The 25,905-nt window shown below is 59.7% G+C and carries 19 protein-coding genes and 3 pseudogenes; 15 read left to right on the forward strand and 7 right to left on the reverse strand.

All coding sequences use genetic code 11. The annotated features are described in order from the left end of the window. Positions 1–13: 13 nt before the first annotated feature. Both AC3WOG_RS35830 and AC3WOG_RS35835 read right to left on the reverse strand, forming a co-directional pair. A complete protein-coding gene (locus AC3WOG_RS35830; protein ID WP_492582605.1) occupies positions 14–1,432 on the reverse strand; it encodes an ISNCY family transposase in 1,419 nt (472 codons plus the stop codon). Between the two features lie 220 nt (positions 1,433–1,652). Then, positions 1,653–1,931, reverse strand: coding sequence for a hypothetical protein (locus AC3WOG_RS35835; protein WP_492582606.1), 279 nt, complete (start codon positions 1,929–1,931; stop codon positions 1,653–1,655). On the opposite strand from AC3WOG_RS35835, the pseudogene AC3WOG_RS35840 reads away from it, so the two are divergent. The 11 genes and pseudogenes from AC3WOG_RS35840 to AC3WOG_RS35890 all read left to right on the forward strand — a co-directional run. Further along, positions 1,931–2,053: pseudogene (locus AC3WOG_RS35840) on the forward strand (polyisoprenoid-binding protein); the annotation flags it as partial. The gene AC3WOG_RS35835 and the pseudogene AC3WOG_RS35840 sit on opposite strands and share 1 nt — an antisense overlap. 1,342 nt (positions 2,054–3,395) lie before the next feature. Beyond that, positions 3,396–3,494: pseudogene (locus AC3WOG_RS35845) on the forward strand (IS6 family transposase); the annotation flags it as partial. 280 nt (positions 3,495–3,774) lie between these two features. Further along, positions 3,775–5,073, forward strand: a complete 1,299-nt coding sequence (locus tag AC3WOG_RS35850) for a S8 family peptidase (RefSeq protein WP_492582607.1) — start codon at positions 3,775–3,777, stop codon at positions 5,071–5,073. A gap of 25 nt (positions 5,074–5,098) precedes the next feature. Continuing rightward, positions 5,099–7,057, forward strand: coding sequence for a hypothetical protein (locus tag AC3WOG_RS35855; protein WP_492582608.1), 1,959 nt, complete (start codon positions 5,099–5,101; stop codon positions 7,055–7,057). A gap of 30 nt (positions 7,058–7,087) precedes the next feature. After that, positions 7,088–8,158, forward strand: coding sequence for a hypothetical protein (locus AC3WOG_RS35860; RefSeq protein WP_492582609.1), 1,071 nt, complete (start codon positions 7,088–7,090; stop codon positions 8,156–8,158). A gap of 14 nt (positions 8,159–8,172) precedes the next feature. Continuing rightward, on the forward strand, positions 8,173–10,269 hold the full coding sequence (locus AC3WOG_RS35865) for a hypothetical protein (RefSeq protein WP_492582610.1): 2,097 nt from the start codon (positions 8,173–8,175) through the stop codon (positions 10,267–10,269). A 13-nt stretch (positions 10,270–10,282) separates the two neighbouring features. After that, a complete protein-coding gene (locus AC3WOG_RS35870; protein ID WP_492582611.1) occupies positions 10,283–10,459 on the forward strand; it encodes a hypothetical protein in 177 nt (58 codons plus the stop codon). Then, complete coding sequence (locus AC3WOG_RS35875; protein WP_492582612.1) at positions 10,456–10,728, forward strand: hypothetical protein; 273 nt, start codon at positions 10,456–10,458, stop codon at positions 10,726–10,728. Before AC3WOG_RS35870 ends, AC3WOG_RS35875 begins: the two co-directional genes overlap by 4 nt. Beyond that, positions 10,718–11,455: a hypothetical protein gene (locus AC3WOG_RS35880; protein WP_492582613.1), complete on the forward strand. Its 738-nt coding sequence runs from the start codon at positions 10,718–10,720 to the stop codon at positions 11,453–11,455. The genes AC3WOG_RS35875 and AC3WOG_RS35880 overlap by 11 nt, the downstream gene beginning before the upstream one ends. An 11-nt stretch (positions 11,456–11,466) precedes the next feature. Continuing rightward, complete coding sequence (locus tag AC3WOG_RS35885) at positions 11,467–12,912, forward strand: hypothetical protein (protein WP_492582614.1); 1,446 nt, start codon at positions 11,467–11,469, stop codon at positions 12,910–12,912. Positions 12,913–13,008: 96 nt separating this feature from the next. After that, positions 13,009–15,864 carry a glycoside hydrolase family protein gene (locus AC3WOG_RS35890; RefSeq protein WP_492582615.1) on the forward strand — a complete coding sequence of 952 codons (2,856 nt, stop codon included), beginning with the start codon at positions 13,009–13,011 and terminating at the stop codon, positions 15,862–15,864. 417 nt (positions 15,865–16,281) lie between these two features. On the opposite strand, the gene AC3WOG_RS35895 is transcribed toward AC3WOG_RS35890, so the two are convergent. Then, on the reverse strand, positions 16,282–17,001 hold the full coding sequence (locus AC3WOG_RS35895) for an IS6 family transposase (protein ID WP_492582616.1): 720 nt from the start codon (positions 16,999–17,001) through the stop codon (positions 16,282–16,284). Between the two features lie 67 nt (positions 17,002–17,068). On the opposite strand from AC3WOG_RS35895, the pseudogene AC3WOG_RS35900 reads away from it, so the two are divergent. Beyond that, a pseudogene (locus AC3WOG_RS35900) lies at positions 17,069–17,284 on the forward strand (SAM-dependent methyltransferase); the annotation flags it as partial. Positions 17,285–17,818: 534 nt separating this feature from the next. Here the strand turns inward: AC3WOG_RS35900 and AC3WOG_RS35905 are convergent. The 4 genes from AC3WOG_RS35905 to AC3WOG_RS35920 form a co-directional block, all read right to left on the reverse strand. Continuing rightward, positions 17,819–18,715, reverse strand: coding sequence for an amidohydrolase family protein (locus tag AC3WOG_RS35905; protein ID WP_492582617.1), 897 nt, complete (start codon positions 18,713–18,715; stop codon positions 17,819–17,821). A gap of 81 nt (positions 18,716–18,796) precedes the next feature. Next, positions 18,797–19,813, reverse strand: coding sequence for a substrate-binding domain-containing protein (locus AC3WOG_RS35910; RefSeq protein WP_492582618.1), 1,017 nt, complete (start codon positions 19,811–19,813; stop codon positions 18,797–18,799). Between the two features lie 31 nt (positions 19,814–19,844). Next, positions 19,845–20,840 (reverse strand): ABC transporter permease, encoded by a 996-nt coding sequence (locus tag AC3WOG_RS35915; RefSeq protein ID WP_492582619.1) that lies wholly within the window; start codon positions 20,838–20,840, stop codon positions 19,845–19,847. Between the two features lie 42 nt (positions 20,841–20,882). Continuing rightward, positions 20,883–22,415, reverse strand: coding sequence for a sugar ABC transporter ATP-binding protein (locus AC3WOG_RS35920; RefSeq protein ID WP_492582620.1), 1,533 nt, complete (start codon positions 22,413–22,415; stop codon positions 20,883–20,885). 336 nt (positions 22,416–22,751) lie between these two features. Here AC3WOG_RS35920 and AC3WOG_RS35925 point away from each other — a divergent pair, with 336 nt between their 5' ends. The 3 genes from AC3WOG_RS35925 to AC3WOG_RS35935 all read left to right on the forward strand — a co-directional run bounded on the left by AC3WOG_RS35925 (position 22,752) and on the right by AC3WOG_RS35935 (position 25,901). Further along, positions 22,752–23,636 (forward strand): LysR substrate-binding domain-containing protein, encoded by an 885-nt coding sequence (locus AC3WOG_RS35925; protein ID WP_492582621.1) that lies wholly within the window; start codon positions 22,752–22,754, stop codon positions 23,634–23,636. 94 nt (positions 23,637–23,730) lie between these two features. Beyond that, a complete protein-coding gene (locus tag AC3WOG_RS35930; RefSeq protein WP_492582622.1) occupies positions 23,731–24,480 on the forward strand; it encodes an SDR family NAD(P)-dependent oxidoreductase in 750 nt (249 codons plus the stop codon). 92 nt (positions 24,481–24,572) lie between these two features. Further along, positions 24,573–25,901 (forward strand): MFS transporter, encoded by a 1,329-nt coding sequence (locus AC3WOG_RS35935; RefSeq protein WP_492582623.1) that lies wholly within the window; start codon positions 24,573–24,575, stop codon positions 25,899–25,901. The last annotated feature ends 4 nt before the right edge of the window (positions 25,902–25,905 follow it).

Below are 25,905 nucleotides of genomic sequence, written 5' to 3' on the forward strand. Positions count from 1 at the left end.
GTTTGTGCCTTTGTTATCTCTTTGACGAGGTTTTGAGTACAGGGTCCTGGAGGCTGGCCGTGGTTCTGCCAATCGCGGTGTTCAGATCCTCAACGGTAATCTCGCGCTGCTTCCGGGTGCCGGTGGGGCGCACCTTCGGCCGCGGCGCTTCGCCCTGATTGGTTCGTGATGGTGAACCCGACGCACGGCGGTTATCGCGATCCGCCTGGATCAGCTGCGCGACCTGCAGCACGTGACCCAGCCGCTTGTGATCAACCACGGCGCCCTGATCGATCTCGGAGAGCCGGTCGTAAGGCCTGCAGGGAAGGGCGGCACCGTCGGCGCGGATCTCGATGCGCCCATCCGGATACTCATACACATCGATGTAGCGTCCGACCAGCCTGCGGGTCGCTTCCGTATCGTCGAGCAGGTAGATCACCCGGTCATACTGCAGCGTCAGCGAGCGCGTGACCCGACGCGGTTCACGCCACGTCAGGATGGTATCGAGGTCCTCGTCCGCACGCAGTGGCCGGTGTGCGTTAAATGCGCTCCTTGGTGCCTTGCCAAAGCGCGTGTTGTAGTCGGCGATGAAGCGGGGCGCATAGGCATTGGCCGCTTCCTGCGTGTCGATGCCACGCAACCGCAGTTCCTTGACGAGCCGGTCCTGCAGCGTCAGGTTCGCGCGCTCGACGCGCCCCTTGGCCTGACTCGAATTCGCACATAACCCATCGATGTTCAGCTCGAACATCGCCCGGCCGAAGTGTGTCACGCCTTTGCCGCCGGTCGTTGCCGTCTGCGTCGAGCGGAACACGCTCGCCTTGTCGCTGTAGAACGCCACCGGCTTGCCATGCTGTTCCAGATACACCCGGGTCACCTCGAAGTAACTGAAGGTCGATTCGGTCGCCGTGAAGTGCAGCGCCATGATCCGGCTGGTCGCATCGTCCACATACACCAGCAGCGTGCACGCCGGCGCCCGTTCCTCGAACCAGCGGTGATCGCTGCCGTCAATCTGCACCAGCTCGCCCAGACACGCACGACGGCTTCTCGGCTGGTAGATCTTCGGCGGCCGCTGCCGGCGTGGAATCCACAAGCCGGCATCTGTCATCAGGTGCCGCACCGTTTCCTTCGACAGCGCCAGCCCGTGACATTCACGCAGCTTCTCGCACGCGAGCGTCGGCCCAAAATCCGGGTAACGATCCCGGATCAGGTTCAATGCGCGCTCGGCCACGCCGTCTGCCAACTGGTAGTTGCTCGGGTGGCCACGATGCCGTGACAGCAGTCCCGAAGCGCCCTGGCTGCGATAGCGCACGGTCAGCCGCTCAACCTGACGCCGGCTCAGATGGAGCCGTTCTGCGGCCTGCCACGTCATCAGCATGCCATCGACCACCGACTGGATCGTCCTGAGCCGGTCAACCTCGCGCATCGTCATGGTGATCGTCCCGGATGTCGTCATGCGAGCCTCCCGTCAAAGGTCAGCCAGCATGACATGCGACGTTTCAGCTTTGCCCAGGTACGACATTACAGCTTTGCCGTAACACCAGTTCGGTTGATTAATATAATTATGTCAAATAAAGGAATGCGAACTATATTGGCAGCCGAATCAATTATGCACCTACCCAGTCGGCAGGATCTCGGCCCGAATGATAATCTGCCAAGGCTTGCCGATACGTCGATTACGGGATCGGTGAATGGTCCGTTCCCATCAAAAACCCCCTCAGTTGCCGCTCCGCTTCGAATACTTCGTGAAGAGGAGCCCTTGCGAGCTGGGCGTCATACAGCGTCAGCAGCGCTTCAAAGTCGCTGATTGCCTCAGACGCGAGCCGCCACTCCCCCGTCTCATGAGCGTGCGCCAATGTGTTCTCGACCGCGTATTCGGCGATCTTGAACTGCTCCACCGGTTGTTTGCCATAACCAGCACGCTCCAGATACCAACTCAGGTACACCGCGCGCATACCCGAGTTTCGAGGCCGACCACATCGGCAGCCTGTCGGTCTGGCGTGGCAAGTTCGACAAGTCGCAGGGCACGGTGACGCTCGATCGCGCGGCAAAGACCGGTAGCGTAACCGTTGGCACGCCGGCGTACCAGCGATCGCTCTTGCGCGGGCAGCAGCAAGAACTTGACCGCAAGGCGATCGAGCAGCACGAGCGCATGGATCAGCAGCGGATGGCCGACCAGAGGCGCCAGAAAAATTTGAATCCCCAGATGGGATGGCCTGGAGGCGGGCCCTCTGGTTACTCAACCCGGTCGCAGCCCCCTTTTATAATCCGGCGGCCAACCCCATCACTGGCAACCCACTGAATTTGCGACCTGTACGAGGGATGGTCAGCGAAGGCCCGGGATTTTCAGTTACCGGCTCGTTCGGCTCACCGGCATATCAGCGGTCGATTATTCGGGGACTTTAGACGCATTCAGCCAATTCATAGGCGATTAACGACGCGGACACGTTTCCGGACGCAGAATAGGAAGACTCTGCTGCCACGGCGGACAATGACGAACAGGTGGCGGCATGAGGATCACGAGGCCAGCTTCGTCGAGCGGAAACCTGACGGAGTCAACAAGCGCGAAGCGGAAAAAAACCGGCCGTCTGCGCCGTCGCGTCACCGGTGCTGGCCGATATCTGGTATCTGATTCGCGGCGCGACCTGCGCGCATACCAGCGCTGCTTTCTGAAGTCGGCCACGCTCCACAATCAGATACTTGAATATTTTTGAAGTGACCGTCGGGCAAACCGTTTTGTTGGGGCCGCGCGGCGTGCGGTCGTCTCATGGTCAGCCTGCAAGCGGACTGTCGCTAACATTGACTGAGTGGCCCAAACAGGTCGCAACGGTCCTCAGGCTGCAGTACGGTAACGGCGCCGTACATAGACTAATAACTGGGAAGATCAGGGACAGCGTAACGCGAAGACTCTAAAGAGCATCCTAGGGGCGAGCGCGAACCCGCCATGACCCGTTTCGATGGCCGGCTGGCAAAGGCAGCAACCTAAACACTTGCGGCCATTCGCCCGCACTTTCGCGCGGACAATCGAACGGCGGTTTTGCTCACGATAGTGTTGAAAAAATCGGTACCCCTCCGTATCGGGAGGTTTTCATGGGTCACTTTGCCCTTAACTGACACGCACGAGCGGCGTGTAGACCGATCTGAGAGATCCATTTTTCGCCGAGCGGATCGGCAACGGCGCACAGCGACTTTTTCAACACTATCCTCACGGTAACGGACATTCGCGCCGGTCGTGCCCGTCCGACGACTTCTTTTTCCGTACTTGCTCATGGTGGATGGTTTATTGTTTGCTTGTTTCCGCCCTTTGACGATCAGATTCTCAGCTGAAACCTCGACCGCCTTCAATCTCCCGCCTCAATCCCCGTACACCACTTCCGACTTTAGCTCTCGATCGTACTGTCGGTAGGCCCGAGATTTTTCGGCAGATCTTCCGGTTCCAGCTCAGCCTGCGCGACATCGAGGAATGACTGTTCGAGCGCGGCGTGAACGTCAGCTACGAGACTATCCGCCGCTGGTGCGCGGGGGCATATAAACTACCTTGACACATGCCATTTCTCAACTAAATTCCTATCTACGCATTGTTCCATTCGACGGAGGCCACGCCAAGCCTTCCAGCGTTACGAAGCCCGCATCAAAAGTGGATCGCGCCGTTGCATCCCAATGCCATGGCTTGCTCCAAACACCGCATTGAACCTTGGGGTTCAGGATGTCAGCGTACGAGCAAGACCAACATCGGCTACGAAGCCACCAATCCGGCAGGCTCCGCCGCCGGTACTTGAGCGTACTGGGGAATGGCCGATGAAGCCTCACCTTGTCGTCAAGCTGTTCAAGCGGCTGGTCGACGGTCGCGGTATCCCATATTGGGTTGATTTTATTAACGACAAGTCGGCTTTGCGGGAGACTTTTCATCCCGATGTGGATCGCTTGCTGCGGGAACTGGGTTATAAGTTCTGGGTCACGCAGGAATACCAGGCTGCAGCAGGCGAATGGAGTGCAGCAGAGTTGCGCGAAGGTCTGGACCGGACTTACCGGTTGATTCTTCAGCAGGACGCCTGCCAGCCCAGAGATCTCCTGCAGCGGATAAAAGCCATCCCGGCAGTCGAGGATGTTCGTGACTTGCGGGTCGGAGAGGCGGAAATACCGGCGCACCAGTTTGCGCTTGGCGCCTCGCTCGGGATCCAGCGGCCTTCCGATCTAATCTATCTTCCCTACGCGCGAGCGATGACCAAGGGAATACCTGAGATCAAAATCGCGGTCCTAGACACCGGCGTCAACCTCGATCATGCAGAGCTACAGGGCAAGATTGCCGACCGCGCCGATTTCGTGGATCTGACGGGGCTCAATACGTCGGACTTCATCGGCGACATCGACGGCTACGATGATGCCCCGGAAGACGAGATCGGACACGGCACTCATGTTTCCGGGATCGTCGCCAGCCGGGGAATAGCGATGGACGAGGGGGTCTCGCCTGGGTGCCGGATTATGCCGGTTCGCGTACTGGCGACGATGAAAAGCGGCGGCGGCCTAGTCGGCGCGGGTATCGTTGACAACATCAATACCGGCATCAAATGGGCAGTTGATCGCGGGGCAGACATCATCAACATGAGCCTTGGGATCAAGCACACGGGCGGCGGACTGCCGCATGAGGATGTCATCCGGTATGCATTGAGCAAGAACGTCACAGTGGTGGCAGCGAGCGGCAACGACGGCACTGCCGAACGCTACTATCCCGGCGCACTGCCAGGCGTATTTGCCGTCGGCGCTGTCGATAGCGTCGGGCAGGTCACCACCTTCACTTCCTATGGTGCGAATATCTTGGTCGTAGCGCCGGGTGTGAACATCTACAGCTCGTTCGCGCACCATACCTACGCGTTCGCGTCTGGGACCTCACAGGCATCTCCGTTTGTTGCGGGTGCCTTGGGATTGATGAAATCCTATGCCATGGAAAACGGTACGAAGCTTTCCAATGAGGATATTGCGCTTATCCTGAAGAGCACGTCGGACAAGGCCGATAGCCGATTTCGAAGCGAACGCGCGGGATACGGGCTGCTAAACCTTGCTGATGCGTTCAAACTCTTGGCTCATTCGCTCCGCTGACCATTCAGGCGGGAGGTAAATCGAGATGTCAGTCAATCTCAGTTTCGACGGTGGAACATCGTTTCCGGTCAACGGCGGCTCCGCCTTCAGGATCAGGCGGCCCCTGATTACGACTAATGGGTTCGTCTCCGATGTAGATCCGACAGTGAAGAGCATTCTTGACGAGCTCAATACCTTAATGGGCAAGAGCATCTTCAGCCCGCCGGATTTCACAGCCAGCCACCAAGCGCAGCCAAATGCGCGCCAGCAATCGGGCGGCGGAGACGTCAAGTCCATCCTCAAGCATCCACTGACGCCGAAGCGTATTTCCGAAACTGGGGCGGACTGGGAGGATGCCAGCCTCGGGCGCATCCTCAGCAATGACCGCGGCGACCCGAACAATCACCTTACCCTGTCTGAATACATTGACCGAGTGCCTGCCCTGTCCGAGCTGAAGTACGCCTTCCAAGGTGACCTTTCGGCCAACTGGTCCACGCTGGACTACAACACCCAGACTGTTATTGACGGGCATTCGGCGATCGTCGATTACCTGATTACGTACGCATTCCTAGTGATGAAAGTTCAGGATGTTGACGTTATTGGCATCAGGAACTTCGTCCTGGGAAACCGGGCCGGCGTCAAGAACATTGTGAATTACGCGGTCGTCAGCGCTGCAAGGTCCGTCGTCACCGACGAGCACCTCGACGTACCGGACTACAACAAGCGGGGTGACCTGGTCGCCAGGCTCACCGGCGCCGGCCCGTCGCTGTCGTCGGCGTCGTTCCGCAAGTCGGTGCTGGCGCTGATCCACGACTACACGTTCAACATCAACGAGATGACGCTGATCAAGAACGTTGAGGTAAAGATCGGCTCGATTCCTTCTGGCATCAAGCCGCTGCTAGTCAAATACATCAAGAGTTCGCCGATACCCATCACTGCGACAAATGCCGAATACTTCATGCCGTTGTTCATCTCTAAAATCAATGGCGCGGCAGACATTACCGATAGCGCACAGACGGCCGTCACGGAGGATTCCGACAAGGATTTCGCCGTGGATTATCTGCAGGACGACTCCTCGCAGATCCAAATCAGCCAGTCAGCGATCCGCTGCGCTGCCCAGCTCTACTACGACATGGTGCTCGGGGACGAGTTGGACACCTTCAGCGTCGTAAATTTCTTCACGCACAAGTACCTGGTACGGGGTAGCATAACCATTGAGGATAGCCAATTACGAGACGATCTTCAGACCTACGTCTTTTCAAATAAGTTTACCGATCTCAAGACAAAGCAACTGGTCGATCGGACGCGACCGGCGGAACGGCAGATGTTTTACCGTCAGGTGTTCAACTGGGGCAATGCCCAGATCACCGAAGATATCGTGCCGAACCCGGAGTTCGACAAGCTATGGAAGGTGCTGATGCTGGAATCAGCGAAATACCTGGAGCGAGCGCAGTTGAGCCCGAACCCTGACAGCTTCGTGTCGCGGCAGAACGTCATGCAGGCGGTGGAGGATCTGCAATACAACCTCTCGACCCACTGCACCGGCATTGCCAACGTTATTTCACCGCTTATCTATGCCGAGCTGAACTTCGTAATCCAGCGCATATTCATGCACCCGGAGATCCTGCGGCAGATTGTACCCGCCGGGGGAACTTGGTGGCGGGTGGTCGAAACACTCTATGTGGCGATGAAGAACGTGCGCCCGAAGTCGACCGTCTACTACAACAAGGCAAAGCTCGGCCACGCGATCATCAAGGCGGTCGCCGATTACAATCCGCCGTCGTTCGAGGACGACAAGAATTTCTCGTCTTTCATCAGCGACGTCGACGCCTACATCACCACCCAGAGTATCTTGCAGGAGGTTCTGACCGACGAACTGACCAAGGACGCCGAAGGTAAAGCAGCGAAACCGGGCGTAGACTCGATGCCCGCTACGGGCACGCGGTACATGCCACAGCCAGTGCCGACAGCTGCGCATGCGGGCGCCGATGAATGGGACTTCTGATCTCCTCAATTTCCTCGACGGTGTGACATCATGCAAAACGACTTGACCATGGTTCCGAGCGAGCAGCAGATCAAGGATACCGCCCGGCAGATGGCGCGAGAGGTCTTGGCGGGCAGTGCGGTATTCCATGCAATGCCGATCGACGAGCAGAAAAGCATCTATTTGTCCATGGTCGACGAATACATCGCCAAGGAACAAGCTAAGTATGGAGTCACGGGACAGCGGCCCCTTTCCCGACCCATGGCAACCGATTCAGGGGCCGACATGGGCTACAAGGGCTATGACCCGGCATTCGGTGGGGACACGCGCTCGTTCAAAGAGCTTGTGGATTCCGTAGATTTTCCCAAGTTTGTCGCGGACCTGCTGAAGGCGGTATTCGATGCCAATCTCAAGGTGATGAAGACGCAGACCGACAGTTATATCAAGCTGATGAAGGAATGCACTAAATCGACCGCCGACTTCATCAAGAAAGTGAAGGACGATGACACCTTCGGGCGCTTGGTGGAGAAGCACCAGGACAAATACAACCTGGACAAGGAATCTACTACCAACCCCGACGGCAGCAAGGCTGACAAGCTGATTCTGACCACCGTCGACAACGAAAAAGTGGACTTGGCGGATGCGGAGGTGAAGCGCCACATCCTTGAGGCCAAGGTCGAGATGGCCAAGGAGCACAGGGCCGCCCTGCGCGAAGTGCTGCTCATGGGCGTTACCCGGCTCGTGGTCGAGAAAGGCGAGATCGACGCCGGCGTCGAGTTCACCATCCACGCCACCCGCGACAGCACCTCGCATCATGACGACCAGAACATTAACGTGGTGCAGGCGGACCTGGAGTACGGCGGTGGCGTACTCGGCAGCCTCTTCGGTGGCCCGAGCGGCAGCATGAGCATCAGCAATACCAATATTCAGGTCAACACTTCGGACAAGAAGGCGACCGACGATCTGACCGCGAAGCTGACCGGTCACGTGAACATAAAGTTCAAGACCGATTACTTCAAGCTCGACAACTTTGCGAACATGTATGCGGACGGCGGTGTCGCCGCGCTGAAGCCGCCGGGCGCGCCTGGCGCTCCTGGCCAATTGCCACCGCCGGCGCGCTAGAAACATGATCAGTCATGGCCTTGGCGATTCTCGACCTGTTGTCTTCCGAAAAGGGGGACGTTCGCTTCAGCGCCGATACGGGGACGAGCCGCTATTACCGGCTCGAACTTGGGAAGAGTGTGCAGCGCAAGTCTGGAATCGAGTGGGTCGACGGTGTCTTCTACACAACCCCAATTGCCACGAACAGCGCCGCCGGCAGCTTCCTCAACTCAGCGACGGAGATCGCCATACCATCCGGAAAGCTCCCGCGGGGACCAGTCTATGCGCAGCTGTTCAGCTTCAAGACAAAGGACGGCATGTCGCCGGCGTTCTCGCACGTGCTCCCGCTCCCGGTCGGAAACACTGGTGCGACCGGCCTTCCGGGCGACATCGATGTGCCATTTCCTTTGGCTGCAGGCACCATGAACGCGATTGAACCCTTCGTGCCCGCGCGCGTCGTTCCCTGCAGGACCGCGCGACAGGCCTTTGCTTCGCAGGCTTCTCTGGAAGATCTGCTGGCTTCCATCGTTAAGGCTGCCGCGCCGGTGGTTGCGGACGTGCTGCGCAGTGCGGCCGGCGGTGGACAACAACACGCCACCGCGGCCGGCCCTGGCGGCCCAGCCTCAAGCCAGGCCGATATCCTCGCCGGCTTGCTCAAGACCATCCTGGTGGGTATCCCGAGCCTGAACGCACAGGCGCTGAGCGGTCTGCAATCTTTGAGCGGCACGCTCAATGCCAGCAATCGCTTCGGCGACAATTACCAATTTTCGCGGCCGTTCATCTTCGGTATTGACGACGCTCTGTTGGGCGCGCTGATCGGGCCGGTCCTGCAAGTGCTGCCGCAACTGGTCAACGCCGCCAACCAGCATCGCTTGCAGATGAAACAGGCCGACAACAAGCTTGTCACCGACCTGCTTTCTGATGTAGACAAGCGCATGCTGCTCACGCAGTTGCTGCAGGCGCAGCGAGGGGGACTCGCAGGGCAGCCCACAGCCAACCCCGACCTCGACGAGCTTTTGAAACTTCTCCAGCAGTTGCCTGCTCCGGGCACCGCAACCCAGAGTTCGCTTGGCCTCGCCGGATCCCAGAGCTTGTCGGGCGACGTCCGCATCTCGTCCGCGCTCAGCACCAGCGCCGTGCTGTCGTTCGTGATGGCGGACCCCGTGCCGTGGAACGATGCACGCAAGGCCGCCTTCGCGAGGAACCAGGACTTGCAGTTTAAAATCCAGCTGATCGTCGCAGGACCCATGCCCAGGCAGCCGCTCGCAAAAGCCATTTTCAATATCACGTTCAAGGACGCGTCGGATCAGTCGGTCCATCACGAAAAGACTTTCAAGCAGAAGAACGTGGAAGCCAACACCGTCATCACGTTTGCGTTCTCGGAGGGCGAACTCGCCCATCTGCCGGCCAACCGGCCGCTGAACGTGTTTGCTGAGATGCGCTGGCTCAATAGCCAAAACGGCAGCGAGTACAAGGCACTCGGGTCGACCGAGATTGTCCTCGTCGGCAAATACTTCATGGTGGAGCAGGGAAGCGGCGCTCTGACAGCGCAGGCCGAACAGGAACTGACCGACATGAACCGGTTCCGGCCATTCTGGAACAAGGTCTGGGAAGCGCCCGCGCTCGACGCGGCGAGCGGAAGCGCCGACGAGCGCAAGCAGCTCTGGGAGCTCGACGTTAATGGGAAATACACGGTGCTGCTGTCTGGCGTTCTCGAGGCCAATGGCATCATGCCGACCAGGCTTCTGCAGGGCGAGCAGGACGGGGAAGGAATGACCCAGCGCGCCAATGGGCGTATGAAGGCCGGCATTGAGCTCAGCCTCGCGGAGATCAACAAGCTGCTTGCCTTATGGCCGGGCCAGGCCCCGTTGGATCAGGAGCGGCTACTTGCCTTTAACAACGAGACGTTCGAGAAGCGCGGCGCCGGCGAATTCATCTACCACTTCAAGCTCAGGGGCCGGGCCGGGCAGCGCGGAATGCTCTTCGTCGTGCCGGTCTTCCGACTGTTCGAATTCGTTCTGAACACTGTTGCGCGCACCGACGATACCGGACAGGTAGTCGCGGCTTCAGAAGAGAGAGTGCACTTTCCGCTGCCCGTTGCGGCGCGCGTCATAGGTTTGACTTCCCAATGAAGGATGAACGCCCATGATCGCAAGAGCATTCTCCGACGAGCACGATCCCACCGACGGCGAGGGCGCGGGTGATCCGCAAGCCGTCGACTACAACTTCGAGGGTTTCACCATCGAAGTCTCCGAGAAAGTGATGCTCACGCCGGCGTTCCCCGCGTCCGCCAGACACACGAACGGCGAGGCGCGCCCATGATCGACGAGGCTTTCATGCCGTTTCATCAGTTGATCGAGCGGATGCTTTCGTTCAACGGTCTCATCGTGGACGAGCGAGTCGGCATTCGGTCCTGCATCTACGAATGCGCAATAGATTCGCCCATAGAACTGAGCATCTGGCGAAGTGGCGACAGCATGTTGGCGATCGGCTCGGCCCCTCCCTTGTACTACGTCGACACATCCGTCCAGCCGTCGTTCCATCACGTGAGGTTCACCGCCGAAATTTTGGGGGAGCCCGATGGGACCTGACAATGCCACGTGGCAACTGGAGGAGTTTGTCGATTCCCTAGTCGTCGAACTCGATCGGGCGCGCGAAACCTTGGCCGTCAAGGCAATCAACAAGCCGCTCAGCTATGCTGTCAAGGACTTGGCCCTTGATCTGAACATCTTTCCTTCCTACGACGGCGACCAAGTGAAGTTCGTCACGGCCCAGCCCGGCCAGCAGGGAGCATCGAAGATTACCATCCAGCTTGCCTCGATCACCGACCAGCAGGTGCGCGCGACCACAAAGGTACCGGGGATCAAGAGCGATATCACGATTGATGACATTCCGGTCGACAGCAAGACAAAGCGACAACTTCGCAAGCTTGGCGTAACGTCAGTCGACGATTTAAACAATGTTGAGCGCAAGAACGTGGACCTACAGAAGGTCTCCGACAACTCGATCGACTACAAGGCCCTTGCCAATCAGATACAGAAGAGCAGGCGCGATCAGAATCCGCCGAAAGTCTTCGGCGCCACCTTGTCCCGAGATGATGACGATACCCCTTATTTGTTGATCCGCGGAAAGAACCTCGTCGTCGATCCGACGTTCCGTCCCGTGGCCGTTCTTAATGGGACGCTTGCCGAGGTCATGTCTGGCAGCGACCAGGAAATGAAGATCCAGATCGCCCGCGAACACGCATTCCGAGAGAACAACGCAGTCATTCTGACATTCGATCCGTTCGCCGTCGTAAAGATGAATGTAAGAGCTTGACAGAGGTGGATATGAGACTGGATTTCCAGGCTGATTTCGACGTACTGATGAAGCGCTGCTATGGCAACGGCGACGCGCGCCGCCTGCCGGCGGCTGCGTTCCGGGATCTGGTCGCGAACTACTACGGCAAGCCGGCGCGCAGCGCAGCGGGTAACGGCGCGCAGTCACTAGCGGCGGTTTTATCCGTCAATAGCGATGATGGCGCGGTTCTGCCGCAACGCTTGCCACGCCGCGAGGGGAACGAATACGTTGTCGGGTCTGCACCACCCTCCTTCGCGCAATCCGATGAGTATTTGCTCGCCGCCCAAGATCTGTCGCAACCGAAGGCGGTGCAGCCTGCGCCTGCGTCGGCCTTACCCGAAGCGCCTGTCCAGTCGGGGGAGAATCAGCTTGACGTGCTCGCGCCGCTCGCGGCTCTGCAACTCGTTGGCCCGCTCGCGGATCCCGGCTCACCTGGTGTGGATGCCAAGGCGGAGGCGCTGTCGCCCGCTGTCGGGCCGGGCAACGCGGACCATGCCGAACCGCCCGCTAACGCCGCGGTTAGCAAGGCCAAAGCCACCGACGACGATTTCATCGCCGACATGCAGTCCATTCTGAGCGGCCAGAAGGTCTTCGACCCCAAGACCCGAAAGACCGTTGACAAGGACAAGATCGGGCAGGCGCCGCCTGGCGCGAGCGAGAACGTCGGCGGGCGGCCGATGCCGGATGCCGCTGACAGCCAGGCGATCTTCGATCGAATCGCCCAGAGCATGCAGTATGCCAACGCCTACGACCTTGGGACCGTCGAACTGGAGAGCCGGTTTGCCGATTTCGATAGGATCTCTGACCTCAAGCAGAAGGCCGACACACGGGACCAGTCAAAGGGGCGCCAGCTCTCCGGCCAGGATCGCCCGTCGGTCCCGAAAGCGGACAGCACCGATTTCATCGAAGATCTGGACGCCATTCGCAGGCAGCACGCGGCCGGCGATGCTCAACCGGTCGCGCCCATGGCGCGGGCAACGGATCCTAGGATTGAAGCTCTCGGTCTTATCGGCGCCGCCCGCAATGGCGCCTACGCGCTCTGGCACAAATATCCTGCCGTGCGGTTTCTCGGCGGCCGGCGCACGAAGGCCGAGCAGGCCGCCGCCATGGCCGTCAATGCTACAGTCGATCGTAAATGGATAGAACGGACCTACCCGGCCGGCGATGCACGCGACGCATGTCAGAAATGGCTCGACGACAACCCGGCCAAGACCGGGGTGAACGAGATCGCCCAAGGTCTTTCGGATGTGCTTGCCAGGTTTCCCGACGGGCAAGTGGCAGCGTTGACAGGCAGCGTCGCCGGGCTTGCCTTCGACCTCGAGGCCTGCACTGCCGGTGAGGACGAGGTCAGGAACGCCGTCGGCAATCTCGAAGGCTTTGACAGGTTAGTTGAAAACGAAGGCGGACCCAATCGATGGCACATCGAATTCAAATAGGCGGTCTCCGCGCCTCTTCGATCCGCCGCATCTGGCTCGGGCGACCGCACGCGGCGCAATCTAGCCCTGCCTGTTCGCCTCGCAAGTGAGGGCACCATGGAAAACCGCTTCGTGGATATGGACACCCAGTTCAAACGAATCTCGCGGACCCGCGGCTTGCGTGAGAACGGCCCGCCAACAAGGGCGGTCGCGGATGCTGGCAGTGGCGCAACCAGTTTGCCCTTCTCCCAGTGGGCCACGCCGCTCTCCACCGCCAACCGGGTACTCGTGATCCTGATCGAGAACGGCGGCATCGATCTCGGCATTCCCGAACTGGTCGACAAGTTGCTCACGGGCGTTCCTGCGGCGAGCGTGCTACCCGACAGCTATCGGCAGAAGATCATCGATTTCATCAGGCAGAAGATTAGGGAGGTCACTGATAACCTGCTGGAGTCCGGCGAGCTAGCGATCAACCGCTATACGGCCGCAAAGCCCGATAAGTTCAGCGACGTCATCGTGCTGCGCGACGGCACGGCGTCGTATCTGGATCTCAAGCGCACGCTTATCGCTCAATCCCAGGCCGGCAAAACCATTGACGTCTTCATCCTCACCCATGGCGCCAGCGACCAAATCTGGCTCTCGGGCGCCAGCGGCATCGACGGCAAGAAGATCCGCGACATGAGGGCGGAAAACGGCGCGCCGCTGTCCATCCGTAGCGTGTACATGATGAATTGCGTCGGGTCGTCGCTCAATGGCGCCTGGCTTGACGCCGGTGCCAGGGTGTCTTCGGGCTCGATCAGGAACAACTATCTACCAGAGCCCACGACCTTCTTCTTCTGGAACAACTGGAAGGCCGGTCAGAGCTTCGAAACCGCGGTCACTTCGGCATACCGCAAGACCATCAACATAATGAACGAGGCCGTGCGCGGGTTTCTGCGCACGCTACCCCTTCCCGGTGCCGTTTCCATCGCGGATGCGGTGGATTTCGAGAGCCTTGATTTCGTTAAGGACAGCGCCCCCGTTGTTCAAGGCCAGCGCAGTCTGACCATCAGCTCCGACGATCTCACGTCCTCCCGGAGCACCGCCAGCAGCCTCGCCACCACTGTGTTGTCGCTGAGCGTGCTGCGCGCGCTTGCGGTTTCTCGCGTGGCCTCCGCTCCGCCGACGAAGCGGACCGTCTCGTCCGACGGCATCGAGCTCATCAAGCGGTTCGAAGGCTTTATGGGCAAGATGTACAACGACCCCGCCGGCCACTGCACCATCGGGTATGGAACGCTACTGCACGCTGGGAACTGCGACGGACGTGCGACGGAACAACCCTACGCCAACGGCATTTCCGACGACAGCGCGACCCAATTGCTTACGCAGCGCATGCGCGAATTCGAGCAGATCGTCAACGACAGCGTGAAGGTCCAGCTCAACCAGAGCCAGCACGATGCGCTGGCCAGTTTCGTCTACAACATCGGCGGCGGCAATTTCCAGAAGTCGACGCTCCTGAAGCGCCTCAATCAAAGTGAATATGGCGCTGTGCCGACGGAGATGAGAAAGTGGACCAAGGCGTACCAGGACGGCAATCTCGTTGATCTGCCGAGGCTGGTGAAACGCCGGGAGGTAGAGGCGGCGCTGTTCCAGCGGCCCGACTCCGAGACCGCACAGAGCTTGTCTTGGATTGGGCGAGCCGAGTACGCGCGTTCCTTTTCCGGGGTCGATTATTCGATCCCGGGGATGTTGCCGGTGATCGCGCAGCCTAAACCGAACGCGTGCTGGGCGACGGTCTACGCCATGCTGTACTCATGGAAGACCAACGCGTCTGTCGAGATCCGCAATGCACTCGCCGCTGCCGGCGCCCGGTATGTTGAGATCTTCGACCGCGACAATGGGCTGGATGCGGCCTCCGCCAAGACGTTCTACCAGGACGTCGGGCTCGTCCCGATCACCTCATTCAATCCGACGACAGACGGCTGGGAGCAGTTATTGCGGAAGTACGGCCCGCTCTACATCGACGTTGGCTACGACGCTCCGTACACGGGGACGCACGCCACCATCGTCACCGGGATCTCTGGAGACGGCTCGGCCGACGGCACGTCGATCACTTACGTAGATCCATACGGGGGCAAGACCGTCACCCTCAAGTTCCGGGACTTCATCGCCAAATATGAAGCGCAGAGCGCGGTCGAGTGGCCCTACGTGATTGTACATTGGCCGCCCGGCGCACAGGTGAGCACGCAGGCTAGCCTGCCGGTCACCCATTCCCATGTCTACCGCAGCCCCAGTAACGTCGTCCAGCAATCGGACTATTCGCTGGCGCAGACCCCAGCAGCAGCGTTGGTCGCCGGCATGGAGATCGCGGATGCAGCGCAAATCGGCCTAGGCGCAGTGGCGGTCGTGCAGGCGCAGGTTTCCGCATCGCAAGGTTCATTCTCGCTCACCTACGATAAGGCCCAGCGGATCCTAAGCAACGAAGCGCGCGCAAAAATGCCGGGTTCCCAGAAGGCCAAGTTGAGCTACTCATTACATCTGCTTTACCTGAGCATCGGACGGCTCAATTCGGCCGAAGCCGACATTATCATCGAGTGGGAAGGCGATCCTTACGGCGAGATCAGCACGCCGGTGATCCGACGCAATCTCGCCACCTCGACCGAGTGGTCAAAATCATCTGCCAACATCACGGTCAGCAGGATCGAGCGCATCCCGCTGCCAAAGACCGACCCGCGGACCTGGCCGATTGTCTACACGTACGAGGGAACCTACGATCCCGTAGGCAACGGATATTTCGAGTTCAGCGGGGAGTTCGAGGTCAATGCCTTTGGAGGCCTGAAATTTAATCGCCACGAAGTGGTGTCACGGTCGTTGATGGACTGGGCGATCGGTGGCAGTCCGGAGGACAAGGTGGCAAAGGGCGACGATGTCATTGTCGCGGTTCCGGAGATACCGAAGGATCAGCTCGAGTATTTGCGCGCCAAGCTGCCATAGGCCGAACATGACACGCCTGCTCATGGCATCTCCGATGAACCAGCCGTCCATTGAAGATTGCAGCTCAGGCAAGACTCCACGCGTCGGCCTCACTCCGAAGCGATCATTCGTCGCCCGCGGGACGCAAACCGGACGGACTACCTTCTATATTGCCGATGACCTACCAAATATTGCCGCAAAGCGGATGATCGCTGTACCTTCTCACAAAGCGCACACCCATTAGCCAGCGCGCGCGGAAGGAACTTGCCGAAGTGCTCGGCGCGCACGAAGTCTTGTCCGTAGTGATGGCACTTCCGTATGGCTTCGAGCAAATCACATTGCCTGGATGAAGGTTACGGCTGATTGGTATAGGAATACATATGGGCTCTGGTGCAAATAGCCGGTTCGGCCGAGATGTTTCGTATAAATATGGATACCTTATTGATTGAAGAGGACGGCATTCCAAACGGAGGGTGCTGCGGTGTCCTTGAGCCCGAGAGCGCAGAGGTCGAACTGCCCCTTGCGAATGCGATGCATCAACTCGATGCCTGAAATCGTGGTCGCGGCACTCCTGAACCGTTTGAAGCCGAGCATCACGTTTGTTCTCGACTTGATGTTTCGATGGTCCTGTTCGATCAGGTTGTTGAGGTACTTCGAGGTCCGGACTTTCGTGTCCTCAGGCAGCAGGCCATCGGCCTTCATCTCATGCACCGCCCGGTGCGTGGCAGCATACCCATCCACTGTGATCGTCTCCGGTGGCTGGTTCTGATGCTTGATGGCCTTGGTGAAAAAGGTTTTAGCCGCAGCCACGTCTCGTTTTGCTCCGAGCATGAAGTCCACCGTCTGCCCGGTCCCATCTACCGCCCGGTACAGATAAACCCACTTGCCACGAATCTTCAAATAGGTCTCGTCAACACGCCAGGACCGACCTGTACGTATACCAAACCGATTCCAGCGCTTGATGAACTCTGGTGTGAAACGCTTTACCCAGCGCATAATTGTCGTGTGCGCCAGCGACAGGCCGCGTTCGGTCATCATCTCGACCAGATCGCGCAGGCTGAGCTTGTAGCGAAGATACCAGCGCACACAGAGAACAATGATCTCGCGATCAAAATGCCGTCCATCGAACATCCCCTCCAGACCTTTCCGCTTGCTCATCACCGGCCACCAGATTGATTGGATCGCTACTTTAACCAATCCATTGAACCTATTTGCACCAGAGCCCGGCGAGGGGGGGACGCGGGATGCGGCGATCGACGACGCGGTAGAGATGACACTCGAGGTCGGCCCGCTGTCGCGCGCTCTCGCTTATCAGCCCGACGACATCCGGGCCCGCGCCTCGGCCGCGGTTCGTGCCGCCTTCGCGGGCCTCCCCGGCGAGCGGTCGGTGATGATCGACGGCGCGGCGTGGATCGTCATGGCACGCAATCCGGCAAGCTGACAGGGATTAACAGGGGAAACGCCCCCGCTCGGTGGAGCGGGGTGTCAGATTGATGTCCCTTCTGGCTTGGAAGCCGCCATTAGCGAGCTAGAGGCTTTGATGGCATGACCTGCTCCCGGACGGGAAACTTACTTCTTCATTGAAGTGGCATGCGAGCTTGATGGTTTCCGCAAAGGCGGCATTGGACAGCGCGCAAGCGACAAGGCTGATCAGGATAGCTCTTGACATAGATATCCCCGGCTTTCATTGACCGGAGTATAAATCGGTCATAGCGAACGGCCCTTGCGCCCCGGGTGCCTGCCGTTCGCGGTGCGGTGCAACGAGCGTCTCAGAAGGGTCGGGCTGCGTCAGTCCGCCCGTCGAATGCATCGCCCGAAAGCGGCCAGTGGATTGCGCTGCTTGGAAACGGCCAGTCGTCACTGCGCACTCCCGACCCTGAGCAGCCCTCCGTCAGACCGGCGCCCGCGACCGGTTGTTGCAGCAAAGCCGACGTTCCTGCCAGCTCCGCTTAGATATATTGAAGTTTGGTCAGGCCTAGAGGCGATACACTCGCTGCGCATTGTCATGGAACAACGCACGCCGTTCCTGCGGCGAGAACTCCTTTGTGATCGCCTTGAACGCGTTGAAGACGTCGTCATAGGTGCTGAACAGCTTGTCAACGGGGAAGTTACTCGCGAACATGCATCGCTCCACGCCGAACGCGTCGATCGCATTCAGGACGAACGGGCGAATACTGTCCACCGTCCATTTCCAATCGCCCATACCCAGCCCCGAAATCTTGCACGACACATTGGGCGCCGACGCCAGCAGTTTCATGCCCTTCTTCCATCCTTCGATTTCTTCCGGCGTGCGATCAACCGGCATGCCCGTGTGATTCAACACGACAGGCGTGTCCGGGAATTCGCGCGCCAGCGCAACCGCCTCATCCATCTGCGTGTAGTAAAGCTGCAGATCGAACGACAGGTTATAGCGTTTGAGCAGCGCATACCCCTTGCGCCACTGGCGATCGCTCATCAGATGCGGACTGTCGATAAACGTCTTCACAGGGTCGCGATGGAAATTCAGGCATTGCCGGATTCCACGTACATTTGGAAATTCGCAATGCGCTTCGATCACCGCCTGCACATCGGGAGAAGACAGGTCCGCAAAGCCAACGATGCCATGCGGATAACCGTGCTTGTCGGCCACGCCCTGCAGCCACCGCGTTTCGGCAACGGGATCGTTGTGGTCGTACTCGACCTGAAGATGCACGGTCTTCACCACGTTCTGGTTCTTGATGTCGGCCAGAAAATCGTCGATGAGATAGTCGTTGCGTATTTCCGAGTAGTCGCCGAATACCCGCTCGAGCATCGGCCCCTGCAACCACGGATAGTTCCCGGTCTTGAGATCGTACAAGTGATGATGCGGGTCGATGATGGGAAAGTTGTCCACGGTGTCTCCGGATCTCGTTGATTCGTTCAAATCGAAGCGCCGTCCACGGCAAAGTGGACGGCTAGCAGATCAATTCGCTGCTCAATAGTTACCAGCGGAAGGCGGATACACGCGCTTTACAGTGGCTTGTGCTTCAGGGTGATCGATCGTGTCCTTCGTAACGAGCGGTTCCTTCAGCGCCAATTCCTGCGTGGTCGGCTTGTGGTTGAGCGCATTGAACACCTGGCTCGTCGCATCGATGCCCTGTCCGACCGCTTCTTGCAGGAAGATGCCCTGAATCGAGCCGTCGCGCAGCAGGCGGATCGTCGTCGGGCTGCCGTCCGCCGTCACGACCGCGACTTTCCCCGTGAGGCCGCGCGTTTGCAGCGCCTTGGCCGCGCCCGTGGCGGCTTCGTCGTACATGCCGTAGATTGCCTTCACATCAGGATGCGCGGTGAGAATGTCGTTGGCTTGCGAGACTGCCTCGTTGACAGTCAGGCCATGTGTTTCCAGCACCTGCACGAGTTCGCAACCATCGGCCTTGAACGATTCCTGCGCGCCCTTCATATACTTCTGCGCGTTCTCGCGATCCTGTGGCAGCGACAGCATCGCAACCTTGTTACCGCCGCGCTCCTTAGCCAGCTTGCACACGTATGAACCTTGCGCCTTGCCCGTTTCATAGTTGTTTGCAGTCACAGCCGAAGTAAAGTCGGTCTGTCCCGCCTGCGGCCCGATTCCCGTGAACGCGATCGGCACGGACTTTTCTTTCAGCAGGCGCAGCACGGGCGGCGTGCTGGTCGAACTGACGGGCCCCATCACGATTGCGGTGACACCACGCGTCAATGCCGTACGAACATTGTCCATCTGCTTGGCGGGGGAATTCTCCGACGTGAACTCGACATAGTTCATACCGAGTTCTTTCGCGCGTTGCTTGACGCCATAGGCAACCCACTGCCAGTAAGAAATATCCAGCGATGGCGCGATATACGCCACCGTCTGCTTCGCCTGCGCGAACGACGTTTGCGATGTCATGGCGGCAGCGACCAGTACGGCCGCCGCGACCAGCTGGCCGAATGGCTTGCGCGCGCCGCCCTGCTTTTGCGTTGTGATCTTGATCATGTTTGTCTCCTTGAACCTTGTTTAACGCGGCTTAACGCCGTGCCTTGGTAATGCGGTCGACGAGCACCGCGATAAGAATGACGATCCCCGTCACGGTGCCTTGCCAGAAGCTGTTCACACCGATCAGATTTGCGCCGTTCTGAATAATCGTGATCATCAGCGAGCCGAGCAGCGCGCCGATTGCAGAACCCGTTCCACCGAAGAGGCTCGCGCCGCCGATCACGACGGCTGCAATCGCCTGCAACATGAGGCTCGAACCCGCCGTTGCTTCGGCATTGCTGATGTACGAGATGCTGACGATTCCCGCAAACGAAGCCAGCAGTCCTGACATCAGATACGCGGAGAGCCGCACGCGATTGACGGGAATGCCGATCACACGCGCCGACGAACTGCTGCTGCCCACCGCATACAGCCAGCGTCCGGCGACTACCTTGCGCAGACAGAACTCGATCGCGACGAGCAGCAACACGCACCACAGCGCATAGTTCGGCAAGCCCGGAATCAGCGAGCCGGAGTTGAGCAGGTAGTAGTTGGGATCGGAGATCGGCAGCGAGTGGCCGTCCGTGACGATGAACGACAGACTCCCTGCGATCGCATACGTGCTCAGCGTGACGACGAACGGCGCGAGCCCGACGAACGTGACGAGCCCGCCGTTGATCAGGCCAATCACAAGACCCACGGAAAGCCCGGCAAGACTGCTCGCGATCGCGCCGAATCCATGTGTCATCGCGAGCCCTGTGACCATGCCCGTCAACGAAAACACCGAACCGACCGAGAGGTCGATGCCGCCCGTGATAATCACGAGCAGCACGCCGAATGCCATCAACACGAGGGGCGCCGCCGCCTGCGTGACGTTCGCGATGTTGCCGCCCGACAGCGCGGCAGGCACCACCATGCCGACGGCCAGTTCGATGATGATGATGGCGATCGCGATCGCAATTTCGGTGCGATACGTCGACAGCAGGCGGCGAGCCGTCCTGCCCGATTGACGGCCCTCGCTTGCGATCGGGTGGGTGACTGTCTTCATGGTTGTCTCCAGATTGGAATGCTTGGTAAAGCGAGAGCGTTTTCAGGCAGCCATGCCCGTCGCGTTGGCCAGATTGGTTTCATTGACATCGGCGTGGCGCAGCACACCCGTCGGGCGTCCGTCCAGATCGAAGGCGAGCACCGTGTCGCACAGTTCGACGAGTTCGACATACTCCGTCGACCACCAGACCACAGCCGTGCCCTGCGCGGCCATCTTGCGGATCAGCGCGTAGATCTCGCGCTTGGTGCGGATATCGACGCCGCGCGTCGGCTCTTCAAGCACCAGCAGCTTCGGCTTGAGCGTGAGCCACCGCGCGACGAGCAACTTCTGCTGCGTGCCGCCGCTCAACGTCGACGGCAGATCCCAGAGCGAGCCGGCGCGAATGTTCAGCGCTTCGAGAAGCCGCGTGCCCTGTTGCACTTCCTGCTTGCGCGCAACGCTGCGCCGCTCGACGATGCGCTGCGCCGCGACGAGGTTGTCGACGATGGGCAGTGTTTCGAGAATGCCCTTGTTCGCACGGTCGCCCGAGATGAAGCCGACGCCATCGCGCGCCGCAGCCGATGGACTCGCGTAGGCCACCGTCGCGCCTTTGCGCTTGACGTTCCATGCGTGATCGGCGGCCAGTCCTGTCAATGCCGTAATCAGGGCGGACGGCCCTGTAGGCGCACCCGCCAGACCCACGATCGAACCCGGCCGGATGTCCACGCCTATGCCTTCGTGTTCGATAGTAATCGTGTCGCCTCCGCTGATGCTGAGGGTCGCGTGGGCATCACTCACGTCTTGCGTCTGCGTAGCGTTAGTAGCGATTGCATTCGCCTGCTCGTCGGGCTCGACACTCTGTCCCATGCATTCGACGATCTCGCGGTCAGTGATCGCGTCGAGTGCAATGCGATCGACAGCCGTCTTGCCGTCGCGGATGATCGTGCAGACGTCGGCGATCTGACGGATCTCGCGCATCCGGTGCGAGACGAACAGCACCGCAAGCCCCGTGTCCGCGATCAGCCTGCGAATGACGGCAAAGAGACGCGCGGTTTCAGCCGCCGTGAGGTTCGCCGTGGGTTCGTCGAGCAGCAACAGCTTTGCACCCGAACCGAGCGAACGCGCGATCTCGACGAGTTGCCGCTCGTGCAGCGTCAAATCACCCACCAGACGTTCGGCGGATTCGCGCGCGAAATGCGGGTCGATCAGTGACAGCGCTTCGATCGCGATCACTTTCGCGGCGCGCTCGCTGTATTTCTGCGTCGCGCGCCGTAAGCGCGGCATTGCGATGTTCTCTGCGACCGACAGATGCGGCAGCAGCGCAAGCTCCTGGTTCACCACGGCAATCGCGCCCGCTTCGACATGCGCGGCGGCGGAAGCGCCGATCTCCTTGCCGTCGAACTCGAGCGTGCCGCCATCGCGTTCGTGCTGGCCGGAGATGATCTTGATGAGCGTGGACTTGCCCGCGCCGTTGCCGCCGAGGAACGCATGCACCTCGCCGGGTGCGATCGATAGATCAAATCCTCTTAACACGCTCGTCGGGCCGAAGCTCTTGACGATCGAGCGTGCTGACAACACGTATGGCTGTTGCGCCATGTCGAATCTCCAGTCGCGATACACGGTTGATGCACGGCAGCCGACCCGCGAGGCCGATGCAATGAAATGAGGGAATCTGGACCGTGCCTTGCTCGTCAGGTAGCGAGAAGCGATCGCGCTTCAGGAGGGAAAACCGGATAATGCATTGCTGTCTCCTGCGCAGTTGTGCACTGCGCCAAGTTGGTATGCCGGTGGAAGTCGAGACTCCCAACCTGCCGCATCGGGGTTGACGGCGTAGGTGCTACGCGCGGTCTGTGCGGGTTGTCGACAGAATGGCAGTGCAGATGACGTGCGAACAAGGCGGTTTCATTCAACTGCAACTGAAAAAATTTCACTATGCGTATTCCACCGCTCAAGGCCATCATCGCTTTCGAAAGCGTGGCCCGAACCAAAAGCGTGAACCGCGCGGCGGAAGAACTGGGGCTGACGGCTTCGGCAGTGAGCCATCAGCTCAGCAATCTCGAGTCGATCATCGGCCAGCCATTGTTCCAGCGCTCGGGGCGCGGCCTCGTGCTGACGCCCACCGGCGAGCGCTATCTCTCCGACGTCACCGGGTCGCTCGCCGATCTGAGCCGCGCGACGGAACGCGCGTCGAGCCGCCAGGAGGTCGACATTTTGCGGGTGCATTCGAGCCCGAGCTTTGGGCTGATGTGGCTGCTTCCGAGGCTGTCTTCGTTTCAGGAAGCCAATGGTGATATCCAGCTTAATCTGGCCTGCTCATACGAGAACGTCTCCTTTTCGAACGGCTACTACGACATCGACATCCGCCATGGCTACGGCAACTGGAGCAATCTGGAAGTGAAGACCGTGCGGGGCGAGTTCATTGCGCCGCTGGCCTCGCCGGGCTATCTGGAGCGGCATCCCGTCGAGACGCCGGAAGACTTGCTGGCGCATCGTCTGATCTATTCGGAAACGCCGCTCGTCCAGTGGAAACAGTGGTTCGGCAGAACGGGCGTATCCGCCAAACAGAAGACATTCGACTTCTCGTTCGACCGCTCGTATATGTCGATCGAAACAGCGGCACTCGGCCTCGGCATTGCACTCGAAAGCCTCACGCTCGCATCCGTGAAAATCCGGGACGGCCTGCTGGTGCCTGTATTCGACGAGACGTACGCCGTTGAAGTGGGCGCGCATCATCTGGTTTACCCGATGCAGAACGCCGAATTGCCGCGTGTGGAACGGTTCCTCGCCTGGATCGAGAGGGAAGCGGCATCCACCTGAATTTTTCTCAGCCATGGTTGAACGTTTCCGCGTTGATGCCGCTGCCCTGTACACCGACACTACAGGCACCAATCAACACTCAGGAGACGAAACGATGTTGCTCGAGAACAAGATCATCATGGTGACGGGCGCGGCATCGCCCCGCGGTATCGGCAAGGCGACCGCGAAGGCGCTGGCCGCACAGGGCGCGCGTATCGTGATCCTCGACCTGCGCAAGGAAGACGCGCAAGCGTCCGCCGCCGATCTCGGCCCTGAACATCTCGGCCTCGCGTGCGACGTCACCGACAAGGACGCCTGCGTAGCCGCTGCGCGTGCAACGCTCGAAAAGTACGGCCGCATCGACGGCCTCATCAACAATGCGGGCATCACGCAGCCGATCCGCACGCTCGAAATCGGCGCCAAGGACTTCGACGCGATCATCGACGTCAATCTGCGTGGCACCCTGTATATGTCCCAAGCCGTGATTCCGGCGATGAAGGAGCAAAACGGCGGCAGCATCGTCTGCGTGTCGTCGGTTTCCGCGCAGCGCGGCGGCGGCATCTTCGGCGGACCTCACTATAGCGCCGCCAAAGCTGGCGTACTCGGGCTCGCCAAAGCGATGGCGCGCGAGTTTGGCGGAGATCACATCCGCGTCAATTCGATCACGCCGGGTCTTATACAGACAGACATCACGGGCGGCAAGCTGACGCCGGAGATGCGTGCCGACATCATCAAGGGCATCCCGCTCGGCAGACTTGGCGATGCCGCCGATGTCGCGAACGCCTGCCTGTTTCTGGTGAGCGACCTCTCGACCTATCTCACGGGCATCACGCTCGATGTGAACGGCGGCATGCTGATTCATTGATCGTCATAGACGCTCATTGACGACAGCGCCGCGCTTGCGCGGCATAAGTTCCAGGCACCCGGGACAACACGGGGCCGTTGCAGGAGACATCCATGAAATCCAGATACACCGCGCCGCCCATTCCAGGCGACACGATCCCTCGCAGTGACTCGCTGACGTTCGAAGCCAAGACCTACGGAAAGGTTAGCCGCCGGCTGATTCCCTTTCTGATGCTGTGCTATCTGGGCGCGTATCTCGATCGCGTCAACGTCGGCTTCGCGAAACTGCAGATGCTGAACGACCTGCGCTTCAACGAGACCGTCTACGGTATGGGCGCGGGCATCTTCTTTCTTGGCTACTTCCTGTTCGAAGTACCGAGCAATCTCATTCTTCACAAGGTCGGCGCGCGCAAGTGGCTTGCGCGGATCATGCTCACGTGGGCTGTCATCTCCGCGAGCTTCGTGTTCGTCAAATCGCCAACCGTCTTTTACATGCTGCGGTTTCTGCTCGGCGTTGCTGAAGCGGGCTTTGCGCCGGGCGTGATCCTGTATCTGACCTACTGGTATCCGTCAGCGCGCCGCGCAAAAGCGCTGTCGCTGTTCTTCATGGCGATTCCGCTCGCGGGCATGATTGGCGGCCCACTGTCAGGCTGGATCATGCACTCGTTGCAAGGCGCAATGTCGATGGCGGGATGGAAATGGCTGTTCCTGCTCGAAGCCGTGCCGTCGCTGGTGCTCGGCATTGCGATCCTGCTGTACCTCGATGACAGCATCGCGAAGGCAAAGTGGCTCACCGACTCCGAAAAGGCGCTGCTCGCCCGCAATGTCGCCGGCGACAATGCGCACAAGACGGCCCACCTGTCGATCAGGGCGTTCATCGGCGACCGCCGTCTGTGGCTGATGGCTGCGATCTACTTCTGTGTCGTGCTCGGCCAGTACGGTCTGACTTTCTGGCTGCCGACCATCGTCCGCAAAGCGGGTGTGTCGGACCCGCTGTGGGTCGGCATTTTCACCGCGATTCCGTATCTGTGCGCAATCATCGCGCTGCCGCTGATCGGCATGAGCGCGGATCGCCGCCGCGAACGACGCTTCCACCTCGCGATTCCGATGCTGATTGCGGCCGCAGCCTTCGCAACCTTGCCTGCACTGGGCAGCGTCGCGGCATCGATTGTCTGCCTGAGCGTTGCAGCCGCTGGCATCCTCGCTTCGTCTTCGCAGTTCTGGTCATTGCCTACAGCGCTGCTTGGCGGCGTATCGGCCGCGGCTGGAATTGCCGCTGTGAACTGCTTTGCCAATCTGGCGGGATTCTTCTCGCCGGCAATCGTCGGCTGGCTCAATGACCTGACTGGCAAATCGACAGCGGGCCTTATCTTCATCTCTCTGGCGATCACGCTCGGCGCCGCACTCGTATTCCTGGTCCCGGCCAGATCCGTCAACCGCTGAAGCA

Source organism: Paraburkholderia sp. FW306-02-B (assembly GCF_058782725.1).

Coding starts and splice junctions, on each gene's coding strand:
- AC3WOG_RS35830 (WP_492582605.1), bottom strand. CDS start 1,432: ATGACGACATCCGGGACGATCACCATGACGATGCGCGAGGTTGACCGG.
- AC3WOG_RS35835 (WP_492582606.1), bottom strand. CDS start 1,931: ATGCGCGCGGTGTACCTGAGTTGGTATCTGGAGCGTGCTGGTTATGGC.
- AC3WOG_RS35850 (WP_492582607.1), top strand. CDS start 3,775: ATGAAGCCTCACCTTGTCGTCAAGCTGTTCAAGCGGCTGGTCGACGGT.
- AC3WOG_RS35855 (WP_492582608.1), top strand. CDS start 5,099: ATGTCAGTCAATCTCAGTTTCGACGGTGGAACATCGTTTCCGGTCAAC.
- AC3WOG_RS35860 (WP_492582609.1), top strand. CDS start 7,088: ATGCAAAACGACTTGACCATGGTTCCGAGCGAGCAGCAGATCAAGGAT.
- AC3WOG_RS35865 (WP_492582610.1), top strand. CDS start 8,173: ATGGCCTTGGCGATTCTCGACCTGTTGTCTTCCGAAAAGGGGGACGTT.
- AC3WOG_RS35870 (WP_492582611.1), top strand. CDS start 10,283: ATGATCGCAAGAGCATTCTCCGACGAGCACGATCCCACCGACGGCGAG.
- AC3WOG_RS35875 (WP_492582612.1), top strand. CDS start 10,456: ATGATCGACGAGGCTTTCATGCCGTTTCATCAGTTGATCGAGCGGATG.
- AC3WOG_RS35880 (WP_492582613.1), top strand. CDS start 10,718: ATGGGACCTGACAATGCCACGTGGCAACTGGAGGAGTTTGTCGATTCC.
- AC3WOG_RS35885 (WP_492582614.1), top strand. CDS start 11,467: ATGAGACTGGATTTCCAGGCTGATTTCGACGTACTGATGAAGCGCTGC.
- AC3WOG_RS35890 (WP_492582615.1), top strand. CDS start 13,009: ATGGAAAACCGCTTCGTGGATATGGACACCCAGTTCAAACGAATCTCG.
- AC3WOG_RS35895 (WP_492582616.1), bottom strand. CDS start 17,001: ATGAGCAAGCGGAAAGGTCTGGAGGGGATGTTCGATGGACGGCATTTT.
- AC3WOG_RS35910 (WP_492582618.1), bottom strand. CDS start 19,813: ATGATCAAGATCACAACGCAAAAGCAGGGCGGCGCGCGCAAGCCATTC.
- AC3WOG_RS35915 (WP_492582619.1), bottom strand. CDS start 20,840: ATGAAGACAGTCACCCACCCGATCGCAAGCGAGGGCCGTCAATCGGGC.
- AC3WOG_RS35920 (WP_492582620.1), bottom strand. CDS start 22,415: ATGGCGCAACAGCCATACGTGTTGTCAGCACGCTCGATCGTCAAGAGC.
- AC3WOG_RS35925 (WP_492582621.1), top strand. CDS start 22,752: ATGCGTATTCCACCGCTCAAGGCCATCATCGCTTTCGAAAGCGTGGCC.
- AC3WOG_RS35930 (WP_492582622.1), top strand. CDS start 23,731: ATGTTGCTCGAGAACAAGATCATCATGGTGACGGGCGCGGCATCGCCC.
- AC3WOG_RS35935 (WP_492582623.1), top strand. CDS start 24,573: ATGAAATCCAGATACACCGCGCCGCCCATTCCAGGCGACACGATCCCT.